This window comes from Chryseobacterium sp. MA9 (assembly GCF_024399315.1).
GTDB lineage: Bacteria > Bacteroidota > Bacteroidia > Flavobacteriales > Weeksellaceae > Chryseobacterium.
In genome coordinates this window covers 1,495,723-1,516,594 of record NZ_CP075170.1, presented here as the reverse complement: position 1 = coordinate 1,516,594, position 20,872 = coordinate 1,495,723, and the positions used below count along the sequence as shown (strand labels likewise).

Below are 20,872 nucleotides of genomic sequence, written 5' to 3'. Positions count from 1 at the left end.
TATTTCCAACTCCAATTATATGAAAAAACTACTACTAGCCATTATATTAACACCAATCATTTCCTTTTCTCAGGGGAAAAAGGATTTATATTATTTTAAATCCAAAGATTCTCTGGTTGGAGTAAAAGATAAAGCAGGGAGAATAATCGTTCCTGCACAATTCAAAGTCTTTTCATACCTTAAAGATGGAGATCCCGTAGAAGGAGAAACAATTCTTTTTGATGGAGATAAAGAAGGCGAAAAACCGGAAAAAAATGCTTGGGGAAATGTATATGACAGAAATGGTACATTCCTTTACAAACCTTTCCTTTATGATAATGGACCGGATTATTTCTCTGAGGGACTAAGAAGACTGGTTAAAAATGGTAAAGTAGGATTTGCAGACCGTAACGGTAAGATTGTTATTGAAGCTGAGCATGATTTTGCATCACCATTTAATTACGGTTATGCAGCATTTTGTGACGGCTGCGATTGGGAGAAAACAAATGACGAACACAGATCCATTGTAGGAGGTAAATGGGGGGTGATGAATATCAAAGGACAAACCGTTCAGTCACTTGCAAATCCAACAACTCAGGATGTTGAAATAGACGGGAAATATTATCCGAATCCATTTCAATACAATGAAAAAGAGAAGAATATCCTTCAGTTTTTTGAAAAGCATGAGAAAAAGCTTTCAGCTCTTTATTATGTAAACTTTTACAATAAACTGTCTGAAAATGAAAAGAATTTGTTTTTTGAAATTGTAGAAAGACCAAAAGAGAACTTCCCGTATTATCAGGTAAATACCTATAATTACAGAAAGAAGGACCTGGATATGCTCTACCGTTTCAAGTTTCTGGTTTCAGAAGATGGAAAAATGTTTTATGGGATAGAGGATTTTAATGAAAAGAAGATTCCTTTTGAAAACTGGTTGAAAACAGAAATAAAAAACGCAGAAGATTTTCAGAAAGAGCATAAGGACAATCCGAATAAATTTATCAACAAATAAAATAAAATTGGAAATTCCACAGGGCAAATTTGAAGAAGATATGACTTATTCCGTTAAATTTGCAGAGAATAATGGCTGGAGGGAGAATCTCTTTCAAAAATTTCCAATATAGACGGATTTAAAGAAAGAACTTTAAATTCAGAAAAAGTAAAAAGAAAAATAAATCTAATATTAAAAATCTGACATCTAATGTCTAATAACAAAAGAATTTTCGTAGAAAAAAGAGGAATTTTCGATGTTGAAAGTCCAAAAATTTTTGATGAAGTAAAAGCGGTTGTTCCGGCGGTTCAAAGCGTGAAAGTATACAATGTGTATGATATTTTCAATCTGAATGACGGAGAATTTGAAAAAGTGGTGAACAACACTTTCGTAGACCCTGTTACTGATATTTTGCACACAGAAAACCCAGCAAAGGCTATTCATTTCGGAATGGAATTTTTGCCTGGCCAGTATGATCAGAGAGCAGATTCTGCACAGCAGTGTATCGCATTGCTTACAGAAAATGAAAAATCAAAAGTAAGAAGTGGAAAACTGATCGAATTTGAAGGAGTTTCAGAAGCAGATTTGGTTAAAATCAAAGATCTTCTGATCAACAAAGTGGAATCTCAGGAAAAAGATTTGTCAATTTTGGACATTCCTGCTGATGAAACACCATCAAAAGTAATCATTCACGAAAATTTCATCAATTTCAATGATGCAGAACTTGAAAGCTTCTATAACAATCATGGTTTTGCATTAGGATTGGACGACCTGAAATTCATTCAGGAATACTTCAAAACTGAAGAAAGAAACCCTACGGAAACAGAATTAAAAGTATTAGACACGTATTGGAGTGACCATTGTCGTCATACGACTTTCGAAACAGAATTGTCAGACATTCAGTTTGAGGGTCAGTTCAAACATACTTTGGAGACTATCTTCAATGATTATATCGAAAAAAGAAAATTCTTAGGCCGTGAGCTGAAGCCAATTTCCTTAATGGACCTGGCAACAGTATGTGGTAAATATTTCCATAAAACAGGAAACCTGGATAACCTTGTAATCTCAGACGAGATCAATGCATGTACCATCCAGATTGAAGCAGAATACGATGGTAAAAAAGAACCTTGGTATTTATTATTCAAAAATGAAACGCACAATCACCCAACAGAAATTGAACCTTTCGGAGGTGCTTCTACTTGTTTGGGAGGTGCTATCAGAGATCCATTATCCGGAAGATCTTTCGTTTTCCAGGCAATGAGATTAACGGGTGCCGCAGACGTTTTAGAATCTGTTGACAAAACATTACCAGGGAAATTACCTCAGAAAACCATTACAAAACAGGCTGCTAACGGATATTCATCTTACGGTAATCAGATCGGTCTTGCGACTACAATGGTTTCTGAGATCTACGACGAAGGATACAAAGCCAAAAGAATGGAAGTAGGTTTCGTTACCGGAGCTGTTCCTGTAGACTGGGTAAGACGTGAAAAACCTGAAAATGGTGATTCAATCATTATTTTAGGAGGTGCAACAGGCCGTGACGGAGTAGGAGGAGCAAGCGGAAGTTCAAAAGAACAGGACGAGACTTCTATCCACACGATGAGTTCAGAAGTTCAGAAAGGGAATGCCGTAGAAGAGCGTAAAATTCAGAGATTATTCAGAAATCCTGAAGTAACGAAGCTGATCAAAAAATCAAACGACTTCGGAGCAGGAGGAGTTTCTGTGGCAATTGGTGAAATTGCAGACTCTTTAGAAGTAAATCTTGATGTATTACCATTAAAATACGAAGGATTAAACGGAACCGAACTGGCTATTTCTGAATCTCAGGAAAGAATGGCAGTAGTAGTAGATCCTCAGGATAAAGAAAAATTCATCAGATTCTGTGAAGCTGAAAACATTGTTGCTGTAGAAGTAGCAAAAGTAACAGATTCCGGAAGAATGCAGATGTTCTGGAAAGGAGACAAGATTGTAGACCTTTCAAGAGCTTTCTTAGATACCAACGGATGTTCAAAATCTCAGGAAGTGAAAATTACTCACCTTGAAGAAGTAAAAGAAGAAACTAAAGCTTTCACAGCAGAAAACTTCCTGAACATCTTAAAAGACAAAAACGTAGCTTCTCAAAAAGGATTGCTTGAAATGTTCGACTCTTCAATTGGAGCAACTACAGTAGCAATGCCTTTAGGAGGAAAGTACCAGCAAACCCTGATGGAAGGAAGTGTACAGACACTACCGATTTTAGGGGCAAAAGATATTAAAACCGTTTCTTTAGCAAGCTGGGGATTCGATGCTGAAATCTCAAAACAAAACTCACTGTTAGGATCATCTTACGCCGTAGTAGAAAGTGTGGCGAAGATTGTAGCGATGGGAGGAGATTATAAAAATATCAGACTAAGCTTCCAGGAATACTTCGAAAAACTAGGACAGAATCCAGAAAAATGGGGTAAACCTTTAGCTTCACTTCTAGGAGCTTATGATGCTCAGATCAATTTAGGTCTTGCAGCTATTGGAGGGAAAGATTCAATGAGTGGAACTTACCAGGATCTGAACGTACCACCAACCTTGATTTCTTTTGCATGTGCCAACGGAGACAAAGAAAACATCATCTCTCCAGAATTGAAAAACGCAGGAAACAAACTGTATTTCTTTAATCATATCGCTCAGGAAAGCGGACTTCCGAATTATGATGCTTTAAAAGAAGTTTTTGAATTCATTTTCGAAAACATCAAAGCAGGAAAAATTGTTTCTGTGAAAACTGTAAAAGAAGGAGGTCTTGCAGTAGCTTTAGCAAAAATGAGTTTCGGAAACAGATTAGGCGCTGAAATCAATGCTGATGAAAACGTTTTATTAGCGAAAAATATCGGTAGCTTAATTATTGAAGCAAAAGAGGAATTAAGCTCGGCTGCTCTTCAGCTTATCGGAGAAGTGAAAGATTCAGGTGTTGTAAAAATCAACGGTCTTGAATCTAATATCGTAGACCTTGTATCGGCTAATACAAATACATTTGAGAACCTTTTCCCAACTGTAGAAAAAGAAAAGATTACGGTTGAAATTGATGAAAAATCAAACTCAATCCATCCAAGAAATATCATCATTAAAAAACACGGAATTGCACAGCCTAAAGTTTTCGCTCCGGTATTCCCGGGAACTAACTGTGAGTATGACACGCTGAACGCATTCCAGAAAGAAGGAGCTGTAGTAAGCAGTTTACCTTTGATCAATATCAATCACCAGTTACTGGATGAAAGCATTGATGCATGGGTAGAAGAGATCAGAACATCTCAGATTCTGGCATTCTCAGGAGGTTTCTCCGCAGGTGATGAGCCGGATGGTTCTGCAAAATTCATCGTTAACGTTTTGAAAAACGAGAAAATGAAAAATGCAGTTCATGAATTGTTAGACAGAGACGGGATGATCATCGGGATCTGTAACGGGTTCCAAGCTCTTGTGAAATCTGGGTTGCTGCCTTACGGAAGAATCAAAGATCTGGATGAAAACTCTCCAACGCTAGCTCACAACGCCATCAGAAGACACATCTCTCAGATGGTGACGGTAAAAGTAGTGAATGACGAAAGCCCTTGGTTAAAAGGAATGAAAGGTCAGACCTTCACTATTCCAATTTCTCACGGAGAAGGACGTTTCATGGCTTCAGAAGAAGAAATCAAAAAGCTGTATGAAAACGGGCAGATTGCAACTCAATACATTGATCTTGATGGAAACATTGCTCACGGAATGCCATTCAACCCAAATAACTCATTATTCGGAATCGAAGGAGTTACCAGTCCATGTGGAAAGATCTACGGAAGAATGGGACATCCGGAACGATTTGCTGAAGGTCTCATGAAAAATATACCAACCGCGAATTATCACAACATATTCAAAAACGGTGTTGAATACTTCAAATAATAATACAAGAAAAATGATCGTCATCCATGGCGGTCATTTTTCATCTTTAGCAGGTTTCTACGAAGAAGCTTCCAGCGTTCTGATGAAAGATGCAGACTGGAAAGTAGGAACTTTGGACGGCCTTGATGATATTCTCTATGGAGGCTTCGGAGTATTTGAAAATAAAGAAGAAATTGAAATCATCTGGAAAGAATCACAGAAATCAAAAGACGACTTAGGTTTTACTGCTACCCACGAATTTTATGAAAACAAAATCAGACAGGGAAAACCTTTCAACATAGAATTAATCCAGCAAAAATTAAATGAATTAACAGAAGGAAAAGGACAGACTCTTTTTGATATTCTTGTGGAAATTATACAATCACATACCAATATTATGCTGAGGTTGGAATGATGAGCAATGAGTAATGAGTGGGAATTTTGAAATCTTAATACTTTCCAGCCAGCTTCATCAAATCAACAAGTTGATTCTCCCTTTGCTTCCTGGAATCAACATAATAACAATAAAATCTTTGCGTTGAAAAAAACAGAATAAATATTTAACCATTAAGAATAATAAAGTTTTTAAGCAACGTTAAGATTCATCAATAATGAATAAGGTATTCCTCTTAATAATAGCTTCAGCTGTTATCTTAATAATTCTTCACTCCTTATAAAATCTTAATGGTTCAAACAAAAAGTAAGATCCAGCGTTAAAATCCTATAAATACAACAGTTTTATAATCAGTCAATAATTTTTCTTCCTATTTTTACTGGAACAAAAATAGGAAACAATAAAAGTTGAATGAAGAAAATTATTTATGGGCTGTTCTTTGGTGACAGCATTACTTACGGAGAATATGACGGTGTTTTTGGAGGTTGGGTAGATATTTTGAAAAGGTATGCCCTGCAGCAATTTCACGAAGGAAATGGGGATGAACTGATCTTATTCAATTTAGGAATCGGAGGAGAAACTACAGAAGGATTACTGAAAAGAATTCCCCACGAACTCAACGCAAGAAATTCTGCTGATGGAAACATCGTTTTTTTAAGCTATGGAGCCAATGATCTTGCCATAAAAGAAGGAGTACAGATCGTAGATCCTGAAAAATTTAAAAACAACATGAGTACTGCCATTGCGCATGCCAAAGAATTTTCCAACGAAATTTATCTTGTGAGTATTCTTCCTTTCTCTCAAAAAATAGATGGAGTAGTGGTGAGCTCAGGGAAGTTAAGAACAAATAGGGAAGTTGTTGTCTATAACCAGATCCTTAAAGACCTTGCTTCAGAACACTCATTGGGATATATAGATTTTTATGCTGCATTTTTAGAAGATAAAGAGATTCTATTGTCTGCAGACGGAGTGCATCCCAACGAAAAAGGATACGGAATGATGGCTGAGGTAGCTATACCAATTATTGAAAAATATTTATAATGACCCACTTATTTTCTTACGGAACCCTGCAGAAAGAGCAGGTACAGCTTGAAACTTTCGGTAGAATTTTGCAAGGAGAGAAAGATGTTTTATCAGGATATAAACTGAACAGTATTGAAATTACAGACCCTGAAGTATTGCGGAAAAGCGGACAGAAATACCATCCTGTGCTAGAGTTTTCAGGAAATGATGAAGACCTGATAGAAGGAGTGCTTTTTGAAGTGACAGAAGCGGAAATCCTTCAGGCAGATGAATATGAAGTGGATGACTATAAAAGAATTGAAACTGTTTTTAAATCCGGAAAGAAAGGATTTATTTATGTTGGAAAATAGTCATTGCGAGCAAAGCGAAGCAATCTCAAAAAATATTATTTTACTATTCAAATTTACAAGACAAAATACAATTAATAGGAACGGGATTTAGTCCGTTTATTTAAAAAAGATATTTAAACCAATTAAAAAACTCCTGACATACCCTTGTCACAACCTGTCTTTATCTTTGCCACATAACAAAAATCAAGAAATGAATAACATGAAAGTAGAACCTTTTAAGGTAATCGGTATTTCAGTAAGAACAACCAATGAAAATGGACAGGCAGGAAAAGATATTCCGGTTTTATGGGAAAAAATGATGAATGAAAATATTATTAATTCGATTCCAAATAAGATAGACAACACTATTTATTCAATCTATACGGATTACGAAAAAGACCATACAAAGCCTTATACTACAGTTCTTGGATGTAAAGTGGAAAACCTTGACAATATTCCAGAAGGAATGATAGGTTATTCTTTTGACGGTGGAGATTATGTGAAATTTACCACAAAAGGAGACCTTTCAAAAGGGTTGATCATCAATGAATGGTTGAAAATCTGGGAAATGGATCTGGGAAGAGTGTTTACAGCCGATTTTGAAGTCTATGGAGAAAAAGCACAAAATCCTTCAGATGCCGAAGTCGATATCTTAATTGCCGTCAAATAAGATGAAAAAAAACTTGCCTTCACAGACTTTTGAACTGAAGACGTGAAATTCCCCTCCCTCGGAGGGGTGGCAAAAATTCTTTGATTTTTTGACGGGGTGGTCAGAACCTACAGGAACAACAGTTTTATAGTCTTCATCAATCTTACAACATATTTTCCATACACCAGAATCCCAATAATCACCGAGGCAATAGCTGTTAAAAAAACAGCTCCTGCAGCAATATCTTTAATAAACCCGATTCTTTTGTCGAAATCAGGTTGAATGATATCACAGATCTTTTCAATGGCAGTATTGAAAATTTCGGCTGTCAGAACTGCAAAAGAAGCAATCAGGACCAAAGCAGCATCCGTACTATTAAGACGGAAATAGAAAATGAAGAAGAGGTTGACAAAAAATGCCAAAAGTTCAATCTGGAAATTCCTTTCCGTTTTTATCATCATGAAAACACCCCGGAATGCATTGAGAAAACTTTTATGAATGGGAGATTTTTGCATGATTCTGAACTTTTAAGACAAAGATAGCCTTTGTATTTTGATTGTTGTAAATTATCTTTTATATTTGAAATAGGATATTATAAAAGAAAATGATTAATATTTATCCTCTTTTGCTTCCAATACTAATGTTTTAATAAGTTTTGAAGAAAAAAAGAATAAATACAAATGGAAATAAAGTGAATGTTTTGAAGAAAATTTCAGGATCAAAAGAAATTTAAGCATAATATCAAGGCTCAAAACAAATTAAGGCTCTTTGTTAAAAACTCCTCCATATTATTCTTTTCTTTATTGTATCTATTTATTATATTTGTAGAAACTTATTTTATAAATCTATGAAATTTATTATTTCAAGTGGTGAACTGCAGAAGGCTTTGCAAACTGTAAGTGGCGTAATATCAAGCTCTCAATCGAGACCGATTTTAGAAAACTATCTTTTTGAATTAGACGGAAATAATGTTACCATTACAGCATCTGACGGAGAGACAACTCTTGTTACTTCTCTGGAAGTAAAGTCTGATGATACAGGTAAATTTGCTGTTCCTGCTAAAATTTTTCAGGATTTTATCAAGACATATGGTGAACAGCCTCTGACATTTGTTGTAAAAGACAATGCCGAAGGTACTGGAAGCCAGCTTGAGATTTTAGATGAAAAAGATAATTTCGCAGTAGCATTAGACAATGCTGATGACTATCCCGAATTACCGGAATTCGACGCTTCACAAAGTGTTACGATGCCGGCAGGAGTTCTGTCTGAAGCTTTGACAAACACACTATTCGCTACAAGTAATGATTCCCTTCGCCCAGTAATGACAGGGGTTCTTTTCCAGTTTGGAGAAAACGAAACCAATTTCGTTTCTACAGACTCCCACAGATTGGTGGTGTACAAAAGAGCAGACCTTATGAATGCTGAACCGATGGAGTTTATCATGCCTAAAAAGCCTCTGAACATTTTCAAAAATATCCTGGCAAGTTCCAATGAAGACGTTACTATCGATTTCAATGAGAATATGGCCAAGTTTACTTTTGGTAAGCATATCTGGATCTGTAGACTGATTGATGGAAAATATCCAAACTATACAGCGGTAATTCCAAAGGAAAATCCAAATGTATTGACAATCAACAGAAATCTTCTGTTAGGAGCTATCAAAAGAGCATCTATCATGTCTAATAAATCTACCAATCAGGTAAGATTCAAGCTTTCCGGAAATATTCTTCACCTTCATGCAGAAGATACTGAATATGCAAATAAAGCAGATATGCAGATTCCTTGTGACTACAATGGAGAAGATATCAATATCGGATTCAGTTCTAAATTTTTAACTGAAATGCTGACGATCTTAGGATCTGACGATATCACCATGAAAATGTCCCAACCTAACAGACCAGGGATCATTGAACCTCTTGACGGTCTTGAAGAAAACGAAAATATCTTAATGCTGTCAATGCCGGTAATCGGATTATAACATTAACGTATATAAATAAAAGAAAGCTGGAATTTTTCCGGCTTTTTTTGTAATTCTGCATTCCGCTTATAGCTGTAATTCTGTAGAATCGACTTAGGTATTAGGAGCGTCAAGGCAAAAGTATAGTAAGAAAAAACATTTTAATAAACATGAAAAAAATAACAATTCTCGGATCACTTATCTGCTCTCTATGGGCTTTCTCTCAGAAGAGCGCAAAAATGTATTATGAACATACGAAAGATATTATCACTTACTATGCTGATAATATTGAAATCTATCCCATTTCAATAACTTTCTCTGAACAGCCGGAAACAGAAAATTTGAAAAGTCCGGAAGCATTTAAAATGATCAGAGTGCTGCCTCCTAAATCAATGAAAAACAGAATTGCTTATTTTGTTGTCAATGATAATAAAAAAGGTTGGAAAATTAAGAAAATGCCTGCTTATTATACATTGGCTGGAGATGCAACGATAAAGACCTATGATGCTGACTATATATATGACCTTCCTTTTCAAAAAGGGAAATCCTTCAATGTTTATCAGGGGTACAATGGAATATTTTCTCACCAGAATGAAAACTCTTTAGATTTCGTAATGCCTGAAGGAACAGAAATCACAGCAGCAAGAGAAGGCAAAGTGATTGATGCTGTTCAGAATAATAATACAGGATGCCCTACAGCAAGTTGTGCTAATCAGGCTAATTATATTTCAATTTTACATTCGGATGGAACCATTGCACAGTATTTTCACCTGAAGCAAAATGGAGTTAAAGTTAAAATAGGAGATGAGGTTAAAAAAGGTGATTTAATAGGATTGAGCGGTAACACAGGCTGGACAAATGGTCCCCATTTACATTTCCAGTGCTTTCTTCCCGATCCCTCAAAACCTAAGCAGAAAAATACCCTTAAAACCCTTTTCAGAACTGGTAATGGAAGCAAAAATGAATATCTGACAGAGAAAAAAACATATTCAAAAGAGTATTAGATAGACAGTGTTATTTGTGAATCATTAGAGTTATTGGTGCTTAAAAGGAATTAACCATGGAAATAAAAATACAGTCTTATCCTACTTCAGATTTTCCATCAGAATTCACCACTGAAAACTATAGTGTTATTCTATGGAAAGGTTCCGGTGTTTTCTCTGTGGATGATATTAATTATTCTTACAGTGGATACAACATACTGTTTCTTTCTCCTTATCAAAAACTGAAACTGGCTTCGGAATCTAATGAAAATATCCATATGCTTTTCTTCCATGGTGACTATTATTGTATCGAATATCATAAAGAAGAAGTGGCCTGCAACGGGCTTCTTTTCAATAATATTTACCTGAATCCGGGTGTTGAGCTGTCAGAAGAAAACTATAACTATATTCTCGAGCTTTTTAATCACATCAAAAAAGAAGAATCTGAAAAACATCAGTTTTCAGAATCCATTATCAAAACTTATATACAGCTTATCCTTGCCATTGGAAGCAAACAGAAAAGCAGTACTGAGAGCAGTAGGTTTTCTCACGATAAACTGCCTAACAAAAATGCTGCAGAATTTCAGAAGCTGCTAGAAGTACATTTTAAAAGTGAAAAAGAACTTTCATTTTACAGTGATAGACTGAATATCACCAATAATACATTAAGCAAAGCTGTAAAGAAAGAATTTTCCAAAACACCCACTCAGCTTATCAATGAGAGAATCATCCTGGAATCAAAAAAACTGCTGCATTTAACCTATAGATCCATAAAAGAAATTGCTTCAGAGCTTGGATTTACAGATGAATTTTACTTCAGCAGGTATTTTAAAAAATCAGTAGGATGTTCCCCAAAAAAATATAGAGAACAGGTAGGAATCTCTGTGGTGGCGAAAATGTCCATGTAATGTCCTCAAATATCTATGTTGGCGCTGTATGCATGTGAATACCTTTGAAAAAAATAAATCACATGCAAAACAACAGACTTTATCACCGTTTATTACAATTGGATACCTTGTTTTTCACTTTTCTCAGAATTTCAATCTTCATCGTTATGGTCTGGATTGGAGGCTTAAAGGCATTTCATTATGAAGCGGATGGAATTGTACCCTTTGTAGCTAATAGCCCTGTTATGAGTTTCTTCTACAAAAATGCCGGAAATAAAGTTCTTAATGAAGAGAAAAAGCTTGTTGCAGAATATACCCTGTATAAAAATCCGGAAGGAAAGGTCATTCAGAAAAATATTGATTGGCATAAAGAGAACAGGACTTATGCGTTTTCTTATGGTTTGGGTACAATGATCGTAATAATTGGGGTTTTGGTATTGTTGGGGATCTGGTTTCCTAAAATTGGAGCAATCGGAGGTGTTTTAACGTTTTTAATGTCAATGGTTACCCTGTCATTTTTAGGAACTACCCCTGAGGTATACGTGCCGAATCTGGGTGGAGATTATCCTACACCTCAGTTTGGGTTTCCCTATCTGTCCGGAGCAGGACGTTTGATCTTGAAAGATATTATCATGATGGCCGGAGGGCTGATATTATTTTCTGATAGTCTGAAGAAAGTATTGAAACCATCTGCCCGATAGATTCATCAATCAGAAGAAGAATTATTAACGAAAATTAATTCTCTTAAAGTCGCTTCTAAATTTCTCTATTTCTCAAAAAAACACGACATTTGTAGCTCGAAAAATCACATCGAAATAAGGCGTGGAATTTCAAATAAAAGTTTCAAAATAGAGCAGATGAACCTTAGTGGTTATCTGACGAATTAAATAAGTAGATAGATAAACAAATGAAAATATCAAACAACTGGCTGAAGGACTTTGTAAAAACGGAATCAAAAACTGAAAGAATCGGTGAATTCCTTACAGATATAGGTCTTGAGGTTGAAGGGATAGATAAATTTGAAAGCGTAAGAGGCAGTCTGGAAGGAATTGTTGTAGGTAAAGTATTAACCTGCGAAAAGCATCCGAATGCTGACAAACTGAAGAAGACAACAGTAGATGTAGGAAATGGAAAAGTATTGAATATTGTTTGCGGAGCTCCTAACGTGGAAGCTGGGCAGACAGTTCCTGTAGCCGTTGTCGGAACAAAAATCTATGACAAAACCGGAAACTTTTTTGAAATTAAAGAAGCAAAAATAAGAGGTGAGGTTTCTCAGGGAATGATCTGTGCAGAAGATGAATTAGGTCTTAGTGAAGATCACGGAGGAATCATGGTGCTGGATGAAACAAAATATGAAGTAGGAAAAAACTTTGCTGATTATTTTGAGCTTACCAATGATGAGGTGTTTGAAATCGGATTAACGCCGAACAGAACAGATGCAATGTCTCACTATGGCGTTGCAAGAGATCTTCATGCTTATCTTTCTACAAACCAGCTGAAATCTCAATTTAACAAAGTGGCTTCTGAAGCTTTGAATAATGAGGGAACTCATGATTTTACCCTGGAAATCGAAGATGCAGAATTGTGTCCAAGATATATCGGAGCTGTTATTGAAGACATAAAAGTAGCAGAATCACCATCTTGGTTAAAAGACAGATTAAAAGCAATCGGATTAAGCCCCATCAATAATGTTGTAGATATTACTAATTATATTCTTCACGGATACGGACAGCCGCTTCACGCATTTGATGCAGATAAAATTGCAGATAAGAAAGTGAAAGTAGGGGTTGTAAAACCAGGAACAAAATTTATCACTTTAGACGGAGTTGAAAGAACATTGAACGGTTCTGAAATCATGATCAAAGACGGTAAGGATAATCCAATGTGTATCGCCGGAGTATTCGGTGGAGAGAATTCCGGAGTATCAGAAACTACAAAAACAATATTCCTTGAAAGTGCTTATTTCAACCCGATTGCGGTAAGAAAAGGGGCAAAGGCCCACAGTCTGAATACAGATGCTTCTTTCAGATTTGAAAGAGGAGTAGACCCGAATATTACAAGAACGGCCATCACTCACGCTATTAAAATGATTCAGGAAATTGCAGAAGGAAAATTAGTAGGAGAGTTATTGGAAGAATATCCTAAGAAGATAGAAGACAGTTATGTGATCTTGAGATTCTCTAAAATTGAACAGATTTTAGGAACAAAAATTCACAGAGAAAAAGTAAAAGAAATCTTAAAAGCATTGGAAATTCAGGTTCTGAATGAAATTCCTAATGGTTTTGAAATCTCTGTTCCTGCTTACAGAGCAGATGTAACAAGAGAAATTGATGTAATTGAAGAGATCTTAAGAATCTACGGATACAACAAAATAGATGCCCCACAGAAAATTTCGTTTACCCCTGTTAAGCTAAGTGCTAACGATCAGGATGAATTGGAAAACAGCTGGGCAAGAGCTTTACAGAGCATTGGCTTTAATGAAGTTATGAATAACTCATTGACTTCTGTAAAAGACGAAACCGATGCTGTAAGGTTGTTAAATCCTTTAAGCGGAGATTTAGCATTCATGAGAAAGTCTCTATTAGAAGGACTTCTTCAGAATGCAGTATATAATATCAACAGAAAGAATCAGGACATCAAATTCTTCGAATTAGGAAAAATTTATCACAAAAAAGATAAATACGAAGAAAGAAAACAATTAGCTTTGTTGGTTTCAGGTAGAGACGTTGCAGAAAACTGGCTTCAGCCTAAGTCTGCCGTTAGTTTCTATAATCTTAAGGCTTATGTAAAAGTTTTATTGGAAAGACTGGCCGTAGATTATAAAGAAGCGGCTCTATCCGATGAAAGATTCTCTGATGCATTGGTATATGAAGCAAATGGTAAAGCTTTGGTAAGAATCGGAAAAGTAGCACCTGCTTTGTTAAAAGATTTTGATATTGATCAGGATTGTTTCTATGCAGAAATTGAACTGGAATATGCTCAGGAATTACGTTCTAAAAACGAATTGAAATTCAAAGACATTCCGAAATTCAATAAAATCAGAAGAGACTTAGCTTTATTAATTGATAAGAATGTAAACTATCAGGATTTATATCAGACAGCTAAAAAGAATAAATCTCCCTTCATTAAGAATGTTAACCTATTCGACGTATATGAAGGTAAAAATCTTCCTGAAGGTAAAAAGTCTTATGCAATGAGCTTTGAACTGTTGAATGAAGAGAAAACACTGGAAGAAAAAGAGATTACTGAAGTAATGGATTCTTTAATCAAAGCTTTCCAGAAAGAATTCAATGCTGAGTTGAGATCTTAATACTTGAAAATATATATTTCACGATAAAAGACCCGGACTTTTTAAAGTCCGGGTCTTTATTTTAAATAATTTCGGTTGTATGGTTATGCTGTTTCGGTATATTTTATAAACCAATTAAATATAGATTCCTTCGGAATGACAAAGACACTGTAAAATTTTATCGAAGATAAAATCCTTGCGCCTAAAACTCGCTGCATATTAATACACTTGCGTCTTTGCGTTTTCCAGTTTATGACTATAAATAATATCTTTCACTTTAAAAAATAGCCGGAAAAATATTCAAAATACCAAGTGTTAAAGAATAATAAAATTCACGTCAACCCGTTTAAATAATATAATTTCCGTAAATTTGGATTAATTCAAAAAGAAAAAAATGAAAAATCTTTTTTTAAGTATATGTACAGCTGCAGTTTTGGCTTCATGTGGATCCATGACAAGCCCGTCTGCGTCTAAAGTAGGAAAGGCTCAGCCTGCTCTTGCCAATACAAAATGGACATTGGCTGACAATGTAAAAGGTAAAATCCCGACATTGAATATTGAAGGAGAGAAGATCACAGGAAATGCCGGATGTAACAACTATTTCGGAACGGCTTCAATAGATCCGTCTACAGGTGGTTTTACAGCAGGACAAATGGGATCTACAAAAATGATGTGTAATAACATCGGAGTAGAACAGAATTTTATGGATATGATGGGAAAAGCAAATAAATATGTGATTTCCGGAAATACTTTAGAATTGTATAAAGACAATCTTTTATTATTGAAATTCAATAAATCAGAATAAAAAACAAAAGGAACTCAATTGAGTTCCTTTTTTATGTTTAGAGTGTTATTAATCTTCCTCTTCTTCGTCGTACTTAGCCAACTCTTCGTCGCACCATTTAAACGCCGCTTCTACTACTTTAGTAGCTTCGTCTGCCATAGTTTCTTCATCATCACCTTCAAGATCATCTAACCACTCAACTTCTTCTTCCTCAACGTTTAAGATAAATCTTGGGTATTCTGTATGAACTACGAATAGATCTTCTGGAAACTCCGAATTATCTGCTAATAAAAACTTTGGTAATTTCATTTTTTTAATGTTTTAACTTTCTCAAAGATAAATAAAATTATTGACTTTAAAATTACTTCAAAAACATTTTTGAAACTTTTTCAGCTTTTTTACTTTCAGAATAATCGTAGAATCCTTCACCTGATTTTACTCCAAGTTTTCCTGCTGTTACCATATTTACCAGCAATGGATTAGGGGCATACTTCGGGTTTTTGAAACCATCATACATTACATTCAGGATGGCAAGGCATACATCCAGACCAATAAAGTCTGCCAGCTGAAGCGGCCCCATCGGATGGGCCATTCCCAATTTCATTACTGTATCAATTTCTTCTACACCAGCCACTCCGTTATAAAGTGTTTCTATAGATTCATTGATCATTGGCATCAAAATTCTGTTAGCCACAAAACCTGGATAGTCATTCACTTCTACAGGAACTTTACCTAAAGTTTTACTCATTTCATAGATGGCATCAAAAGTCTCTTTAGAAGTAGAGTATCCTTTGATGATTTCTACCAGTTTCATGATTGGAACCGGGTTCATGAAGTGCATACCGATTACTTTATCAGCTCTTTTGGTAGCTGCCGCAATTTTCGTGATAGATATAGATGAAGTATTGGTTGCAAGGATACAGCCTTCAGGAGCCAGTTCGTCCATTTGGCCAAAGATCTTCAGTTTAAGATCCATGTTTTCTGTAGCAGCCTCTACAATAAGATCTGCAGCGCCTACTGCATCATTTAGTGCTGTGAAAGTAGTGATGTTTCCCAGTGTTTCAGCTTTTTGCTCTTCTGTAAGATTTCCTTTAGCAATGATTCTGTCAAGATTGGTAGTAATGGTTTTTAAACCTCTGTCCAGAGCTTCCTGAGATACATCTACAAGATTTACTTTAAAACCGCTTTGTGCGAAAGTATGTGCAATACCATTTCCCATGGTTCCCGCTCCGATAACTACAATGTTTTTGATCATTTTTCCTTTATTTTTTATAGATAGTTAAATTTTTTACGTCTGTAAGATCCGATTGAGAAACAACCGTTGCCGAATCAAAGAAAACGTTTCCTGTACTTTGGGTTTTCTTACTGTTGTTCTGATTAGAAACAGTAGCCATTAATCCTCTTATAAGACGGCTTTTCTGATTTTTTGTAAGATAGTCTGTACCAACATATAATGTGAATTCACCTTCTCTGCCTCTGCCTTTCTGTATCAGAACTTCCATGCTTTTTATCTGGCTTTTATTCCTGAATTCCTTCAGAAAACTCATAACAGGCTTATCAGATGGCGGACCACAGCATACGCTTCCATAGCTGATTTCTAAATAATTCTGATTCTTCTGCGAGTAAAAGAATGTGAAAGCCAGCAGAGCCGTTGTTACTATTATTTTTTTCATGTTAAAAATCGCTTTAAAAATAAGCTTAAAATTCTATTTATTAAAATATTCCCAAACCTCCTTAGAAATATCAGAAATCATTCTGCAGTTGACAGCATCCGTTTCCATTGAATTACTGACAAATACAGCTAATGCATAATGTTTACCATTAGGTAAAGTAACGATGCCAATTTCATTTTCTGCCCCCGTTAAACCTGCACTATTTTTCCCGGAAGCTCCCGTTTTTCTGGCGACAGGAGTGTTTTTTGGAAGTTGTTCTACCATTTTGTTTAATCCTGTTGAAGTAGACAGCATTACTTGCATCAGATAATCTGTTGATTTTTTTGATAATAATTTTCCGTCATAAAACTTTTTCAGAACATTAACTGCCGATTTTGTAGTACTGTAATTTTCATATTGAACCTTCCAGTCTTTATGCATTGCCTCTTCATTATACTTGATCTGAAAACCTTTTACCCCTTTGGAATCCATGAACTTCTGCACAGGCTGAGTTCCTCCCAATAGTTTGAGAAGGATATCACAGCCATTATTATCACTTTTGGCGACCGTATATTCAATCACTTCACTTAACGAAACTTCAACGTTTCCACCCGGATACTTATCACGAAGCGGAGACCATGTATTTTCAAGTAAATTTGATTTATCCAGTTTAATTTTCTGATCCAGTAAAAGCTTTCCATGATCTACAGAATTCAAAACCGTCGCAGCGATGTGAAATTTAAATACACTTTGCATCGGAAGCTTTTTATCTGCATTTTTATCATATTTAAAACCATTTTCAAAACCTAAGACAGAAACTCCTACTGTAGCTTTTTTGTTCTTAAGAATTGAGTTTATTTTTTGTTCTAATAAAGTAGTTTGAGCAAATGTAAATGCTGAAATCAGAAGAAAAAAGAATGCTGTTTTTTTCATAATACTATCATTAAAAAAGCCCTCTTCTGAAGACCGGAAGAGAGCTGCAATTTAAGATAATTATTACTATTTTACTTCAAAATAATTCAGATTGACACCATCATTTTCAAAGAATATTCTGATGCTGTTTTCCCCTTTCTGAAGGTTGATATTTTTTACAGAAATCGTTTTCCAGTTCTCATTTCCTCCGCTTGAAGGTAATGATACCGTTGCTAAAACTTTTCCGGAAGCTGTTTCAATCCTTATTTTCGAATCAGTGCCTGATGCATACCGGATGTCAAACGTATAATTTTTATCTCCTTTTGACTGAACAGTATACTGGAGCCATTCCCCGGATTCTGTTTTTCCCACATAATATTGATTGGTGATTTTATCATTACATTTATAAATATCTACACCATCATTTCTCATCTGCTGTCCGGAGTTCCATTCTGATCTTTTGGCAGGGTCACTTACCCATAGATTAATGAAGTCTTTGTCCAGATAAGCAGAACCCATTTTCCCCAAATCATATTCCGAAGCGAATATCCTTCCCGGAACCTGATGATTTTTAAACGGTTTTGTAGAAGCATCCGTTGTCTGTCTGAACATGGCATCAATGACATCCTTTTTGACTTCTGTATTGCTCAGTTTGTAGTGGTCAGCAATCTGCATTAAAGCTTTTTTTGCATATTCTTTAGAAGGTTTTTGACCTCCGTTTTTCCAGTAGTCCAAAAGCTTTTCATATTCAGGTGTGATCCTGACATTGGTGATTCCTGCAATATTGTCAATCTTTTTCATCGGCCAGAATGCATATCCGATGTTATGTTTATCCAAAAGCTGAATAAGCTCTGTAAACCAGACATTAGAGTTTTCACCCGTTTCACCAAGCCAGATTGGAATATTATATTTCTCCCGAAGGTCCAGTGCAAACTTCAGCGTTTGATCATCATTGTAATTCCAGTACTTATGAAAACTGAAAACCATATTATTATCCCAGATGGCTGGCAGCCCGTTATAATTATTTCCCCAGCCATTTCCTTCAATAAAAATAATATGCTTTTTATCAACCTCCCTGATTGCGGCTGTGATATCTTTCTGAAGTTTCCAAAGCGGGGCATTAGACATTTCATCAGTACCGTTCGGATTTTTGCCTGTGAAATTGATATTAGGCTCATTAATCAGGTCGTAGCCTCCAATCCATGGGCTGTCTTTATATCGTTCAGCCAGTTTTTTCCAAAGAGCTACAGTTTTTCTCTGATTCTCTTCATTGGCCCAAAGTGAAGGCTTAGACTTATCATTATCAGAAATATTGACATCATTTCCCTGGCCGCCCGGAGCCGCATGAAGATCAAGGATCAGGTATATTTTATTATCAGCACACCATTGCAGCAGATCATCGGTCATTTTAAACCCTTCTTCCAGCCATGTATCTTTTCCTTTTACAGATTCTTTTTCAATCGGAAGAGTGTACAGATTGTAATGCATAGGAAGTCTTACCGAATTGAATCCTGATTTAGCCAGAAAATCAATATCCTGTTTGGTGATTCCGTTTTTCAGATAAGCTTTATAAAATTCGTTCATTCCGTCTTCACCAATTAATTCACCAATTTTTTCTTTAATCTTATATTGAGGGCCGGCAAAGTCAGCCGTTTTCAGCATATATCCTTCTTGAAGCATCCAACCGCCCGGGCCCAGACCTCTCAACTGGATATTTTCACCTTTATCATTAACGATTTTTTGCCCGGAAGTCTTTAATAATTGTGATGTCCCAAATTGAGACAATAAAAATGCGGATAATAGAATGGCTCTTTTCATAGTAGTTTCAATGGTTTAAAATGATAGGAAAATTAAAGATTATAATGAATGGTGACAGAACAAGATGATTCTGTACTCAGATCATTTAGTGTGTCAGATATCCATATATGTAAAATAAAATCTTTCAATACTTTATTGAATTGTTCTTCAAATATATAGTTTTTTTGTTTTGAAAAGGTTTTTTTATTGATAAATCAGTAATTTTTAACGAAAAGTTTTTACTGAAATTTAAGGATTCTGAGCACATAGGAAACTAAAAATGCTACCTCATAATCATTCTTTCGATTATAAGATAGCATTGTATGTAGGGCTGTCATAAAACAGCATGTTTTTATTTTTTAGCTGATCAGCCTCATGATTTCCAAAGCGACTTTCAATGCTTCAGTTCCGTCTTCCAGAGAAACCTCTACATTTTTATCACCTGTAATGGCATCCGCAAAAGAATTCAATTCATCCAAAATAGCATTGTTGGACTGAATATTTGGGTATTCAAACAGGATTTGATTCTTTTCTCCATCTGCATTTTCAATAATCATATCAAATGGAGTAGGATTTTCAGGAGCATCTTTCATTCTGATCACTTCAGCCTTTTTCTCAAGGAAGTCTACAGAGATATAAGCATCTTTCTGGAAGAATCTGCTTTTTCTCATAGCTTTCATAGAAATTCTGGAAGTGGTAAGGTTAGCCACACATCCGTTTTCAAATTCTATCCTTGCATTGGCGATATCCGGAGTCTTGCTTACGACACAAACACCGCTTGCATGGATGTTTTTAACCTTAGATTTTGCCATGCTCAACAGAATATCCAGATCATGAATCATAAGGTCCAGTACCACAGAAACATCTGTCCCGCGAGGATTAAATTCTGCCAGTCTATGTATTTCGATGAACATCGGATTGCTGATATATTCCTTAGTGGCAATAAAAGCCGGATTGTACCTCTCAACGTGTCCTACCTGTGCTTTGATTCCTTTTTCCTGGCATAAGCGTAAAATTTCTTCTGCCTGCTCAAGAGTCTGGGTTACCGGTTTTTCAATAAAGAAATGAAGACCTTTTTCAATGGCTTTTAAAGCATAATCGTAATGATAAACTGTAGGAGTGACAATATCAAGCATGTCAATCTGCTCAAGCAATTCATCAAAGTTTTCAAAATATTTATATCCGAATTCGGCTTCTAATTTCTTTCCGTTTTCAACATCTTTATCATGGAAACCTACAAATTCATATCTATCTGATTGATTAAGAAGTTTTAAATGTATTTTCCCCAAGTGTCCGGCACCTACCAAACCTGCTTTTAACATAGCTGTATTAAATTTTTGTAAAGATAAGAAAGAAGTTAC

At 35.6% G+C, this 20,872-nt stretch carries 19 protein-coding genes; 12 read left to right on the top strand and 7 right to left on the bottom strand.

Annotation, left to right across the window (positions count from 1 at the left end):
- Positions 1 to 19 precede the first annotated feature (19 nt).
- From KIK00_RS07010 to KIK00_RS06985, 6 genes are all read left to right on the top strand, one after another.
- Complete coding sequence (locus KIK00_RS07010; RefSeq protein WP_255815834.1) at positions 20 to 991, top strand: WG repeat-containing protein; 972 nt, start codon at positions 20 to 22, stop codon at positions 989 to 991.
- A gap of 189 nt (positions 992 to 1,180) precedes the next feature.
- Positions 1,181 to 4,876: a phosphoribosylformylglycinamidine synthase gene (locus KIK00_RS07005; RefSeq protein ID WP_255815833.1), complete on the top strand. Its 3,696-nt coding sequence runs from the start codon at positions 1,181 to 1,183 to the stop codon at positions 4,874 to 4,876.
- Positions 4,857 to 5,270 (top strand): ribonuclease inhibitor, encoded by a 414-nt coding sequence (locus KIK00_RS07000; RefSeq protein ID WP_255815832.1) that lies wholly within the window; start codon positions 4,857 to 4,859, stop codon positions 5,268 to 5,270. Before KIK00_RS07005 ends, KIK00_RS07000 begins: the two co-directional genes overlap by 20 nt.
- Positions 5,271 to 5,660: 390 nt before the next feature.
- Positions 5,661 to 6,290, top strand: a complete 630-nt coding sequence (locus KIK00_RS06995; RefSeq protein ID WP_255815831.1) for a GDSL-type esterase/lipase family protein — start codon at positions 5,661 to 5,663, stop codon at positions 6,288 to 6,290.
- The gene (locus KIK00_RS06990; protein ID WP_255815829.1) at positions 6,290 to 6,622 is read left to right on the top strand and encodes a gamma-glutamylcyclotransferase family protein; all 333 of its coding nucleotides are present in this window, start codon (positions 6,290 to 6,292) and stop codon (positions 6,620 to 6,622) included. The genes KIK00_RS06995 and KIK00_RS06990 overlap by 1 nt, the downstream gene beginning before the upstream one ends.
- Before the next feature lie 190 nt (positions 6,623 to 6,812).
- On the top strand, positions 6,813 to 7,271 hold the full coding sequence (locus KIK00_RS06985; protein WP_255815827.1) for a GyrI-like domain-containing protein: 459 nt from the start codon (positions 6,813 to 6,815) through the stop codon (positions 7,269 to 7,271).
- A 107-nt stretch (positions 7,272 to 7,378) separates the two neighbouring features.
- Here KIK00_RS06985 and KIK00_RS06980 read toward each other — a convergent pair whose 3' ends face one another.
- Entirely contained in the window at positions 7,379 to 7,765 is a 387-nt protein-coding gene (locus KIK00_RS06980; RefSeq protein WP_255815826.1) for a diacylglycerol kinase family protein, read from the bottom strand.
- Positions 7,766 to 8,097: 332 nt separating this feature from the next.
- On the opposite strand from KIK00_RS06980, the gene dnaN reads away from it, so the two are divergent.
- From dnaN to KIK00_RS06950, 6 genes are all read left to right on the top strand, one after another.
- Entirely contained in the window at positions 8,098 to 9,228 is a 1,131-nt protein-coding gene (gene dnaN, locus KIK00_RS06975; RefSeq protein WP_034699704.1) for a DNA polymerase III subunit beta, read from the top strand.
- A gap of 149 nt (positions 9,229 to 9,377) precedes the next feature.
- On the top strand, positions 9,378 to 10,211 hold the full coding sequence (locus tag KIK00_RS22865) for a M23 family metallopeptidase (protein WP_304664988.1): 834 nt from the start codon (positions 9,378 to 9,380) through the stop codon (positions 10,209 to 10,211).
- A gap of 56 nt (positions 10,212 to 10,267) precedes the next feature.
- Positions 10,268 to 11,098: an AraC family transcriptional regulator gene (locus KIK00_RS06965; protein WP_255815825.1), complete on the top strand. Its 831-nt coding sequence runs from the start codon at positions 10,268 to 10,270 to the stop codon at positions 11,096 to 11,098.
- Between the two features lie 62 nt (positions 11,099 to 11,160).
- A complete protein-coding gene (locus tag KIK00_RS06960; protein WP_255815824.1) occupies positions 11,161 to 11,778 on the top strand; it encodes a DUF417 family protein in 618 nt (205 codons plus the stop codon).
- A 206-nt stretch (positions 11,779 to 11,984) separates the two neighbouring features.
- Positions 11,985 to 14,387: a phenylalanine--tRNA ligase subunit beta gene (pheT, locus tag KIK00_RS06955; RefSeq protein ID WP_255815823.1), complete on the top strand. Its 2,403-nt coding sequence runs from the start codon at positions 11,985 to 11,987 to the stop codon at positions 14,385 to 14,387.
- 373 nt (positions 14,388 to 14,760) lie between these two features.
- Positions 14,761 to 15,171 carry an META domain-containing protein gene (locus tag KIK00_RS06950; RefSeq protein WP_047377637.1) on the top strand — a complete coding sequence of 137 codons (411 nt, stop codon included), beginning with the start codon at positions 14,761 to 14,763 and terminating at the stop codon, positions 15,169 to 15,171.
- Positions 15,172 to 15,219: 48 nt separating this feature from the next.
- On the opposite strand, the gene KIK00_RS06945 is transcribed toward KIK00_RS06950, so the two are convergent.
- The 6 genes from KIK00_RS06945 to KIK00_RS06920 form a co-directional block, all read right to left on the bottom strand.
- Positions 15,220 to 15,459, bottom strand: a complete 240-nt coding sequence (locus tag KIK00_RS06945; RefSeq protein ID WP_002977986.1) for a hypothetical protein — start codon at positions 15,457 to 15,459, stop codon at positions 15,220 to 15,222.
- 52 nt (positions 15,460 to 15,511) lie between these two features.
- Positions 15,512 to 16,402, bottom strand: coding sequence for a 3-hydroxybutyryl-CoA dehydrogenase (locus KIK00_RS06940; protein WP_174774454.1), 891 nt, complete (start codon positions 16,400 to 16,402; stop codon positions 15,512 to 15,514).
- A gap of 10 nt (positions 16,403 to 16,412) precedes the next feature.
- Entirely contained in the window at positions 16,413 to 16,823 is a 411-nt protein-coding gene (locus KIK00_RS06935) for a hypothetical protein (protein ID WP_255815821.1), read from the bottom strand.
- Between the two features lie 33 nt (positions 16,824 to 16,856).
- Positions 16,857 to 17,735 carry a CGA/CIA family class A beta-lactamase gene (gene bla-A, locus KIK00_RS06930; protein ID WP_255815820.1) on the bottom strand — a complete coding sequence of 293 codons (879 nt, stop codon included), beginning with the start codon at positions 17,733 to 17,735 and terminating at the stop codon, positions 16,857 to 16,859.
- A 66-nt stretch (positions 17,736 to 17,801) separates the two neighbouring features.
- Positions 17,802 to 19,532 (bottom strand): cellulase family glycosylhydrolase, encoded by a 1,731-nt coding sequence (locus tag KIK00_RS06925; RefSeq protein ID WP_255815819.1) that lies wholly within the window; start codon positions 19,530 to 19,532, stop codon positions 17,802 to 17,804.
- A 338-nt stretch (positions 19,533 to 19,870) separates the two neighbouring features.
- Complete coding sequence (locus tag KIK00_RS06920; RefSeq protein WP_149832655.1) at positions 19,871 to 20,833, bottom strand: Gfo/Idh/MocA family protein; 963 nt, start codon at positions 20,831 to 20,833, stop codon at positions 19,871 to 19,873.
- Positions 20,834 to 20,872: the final 39 nt, after the last annotated feature.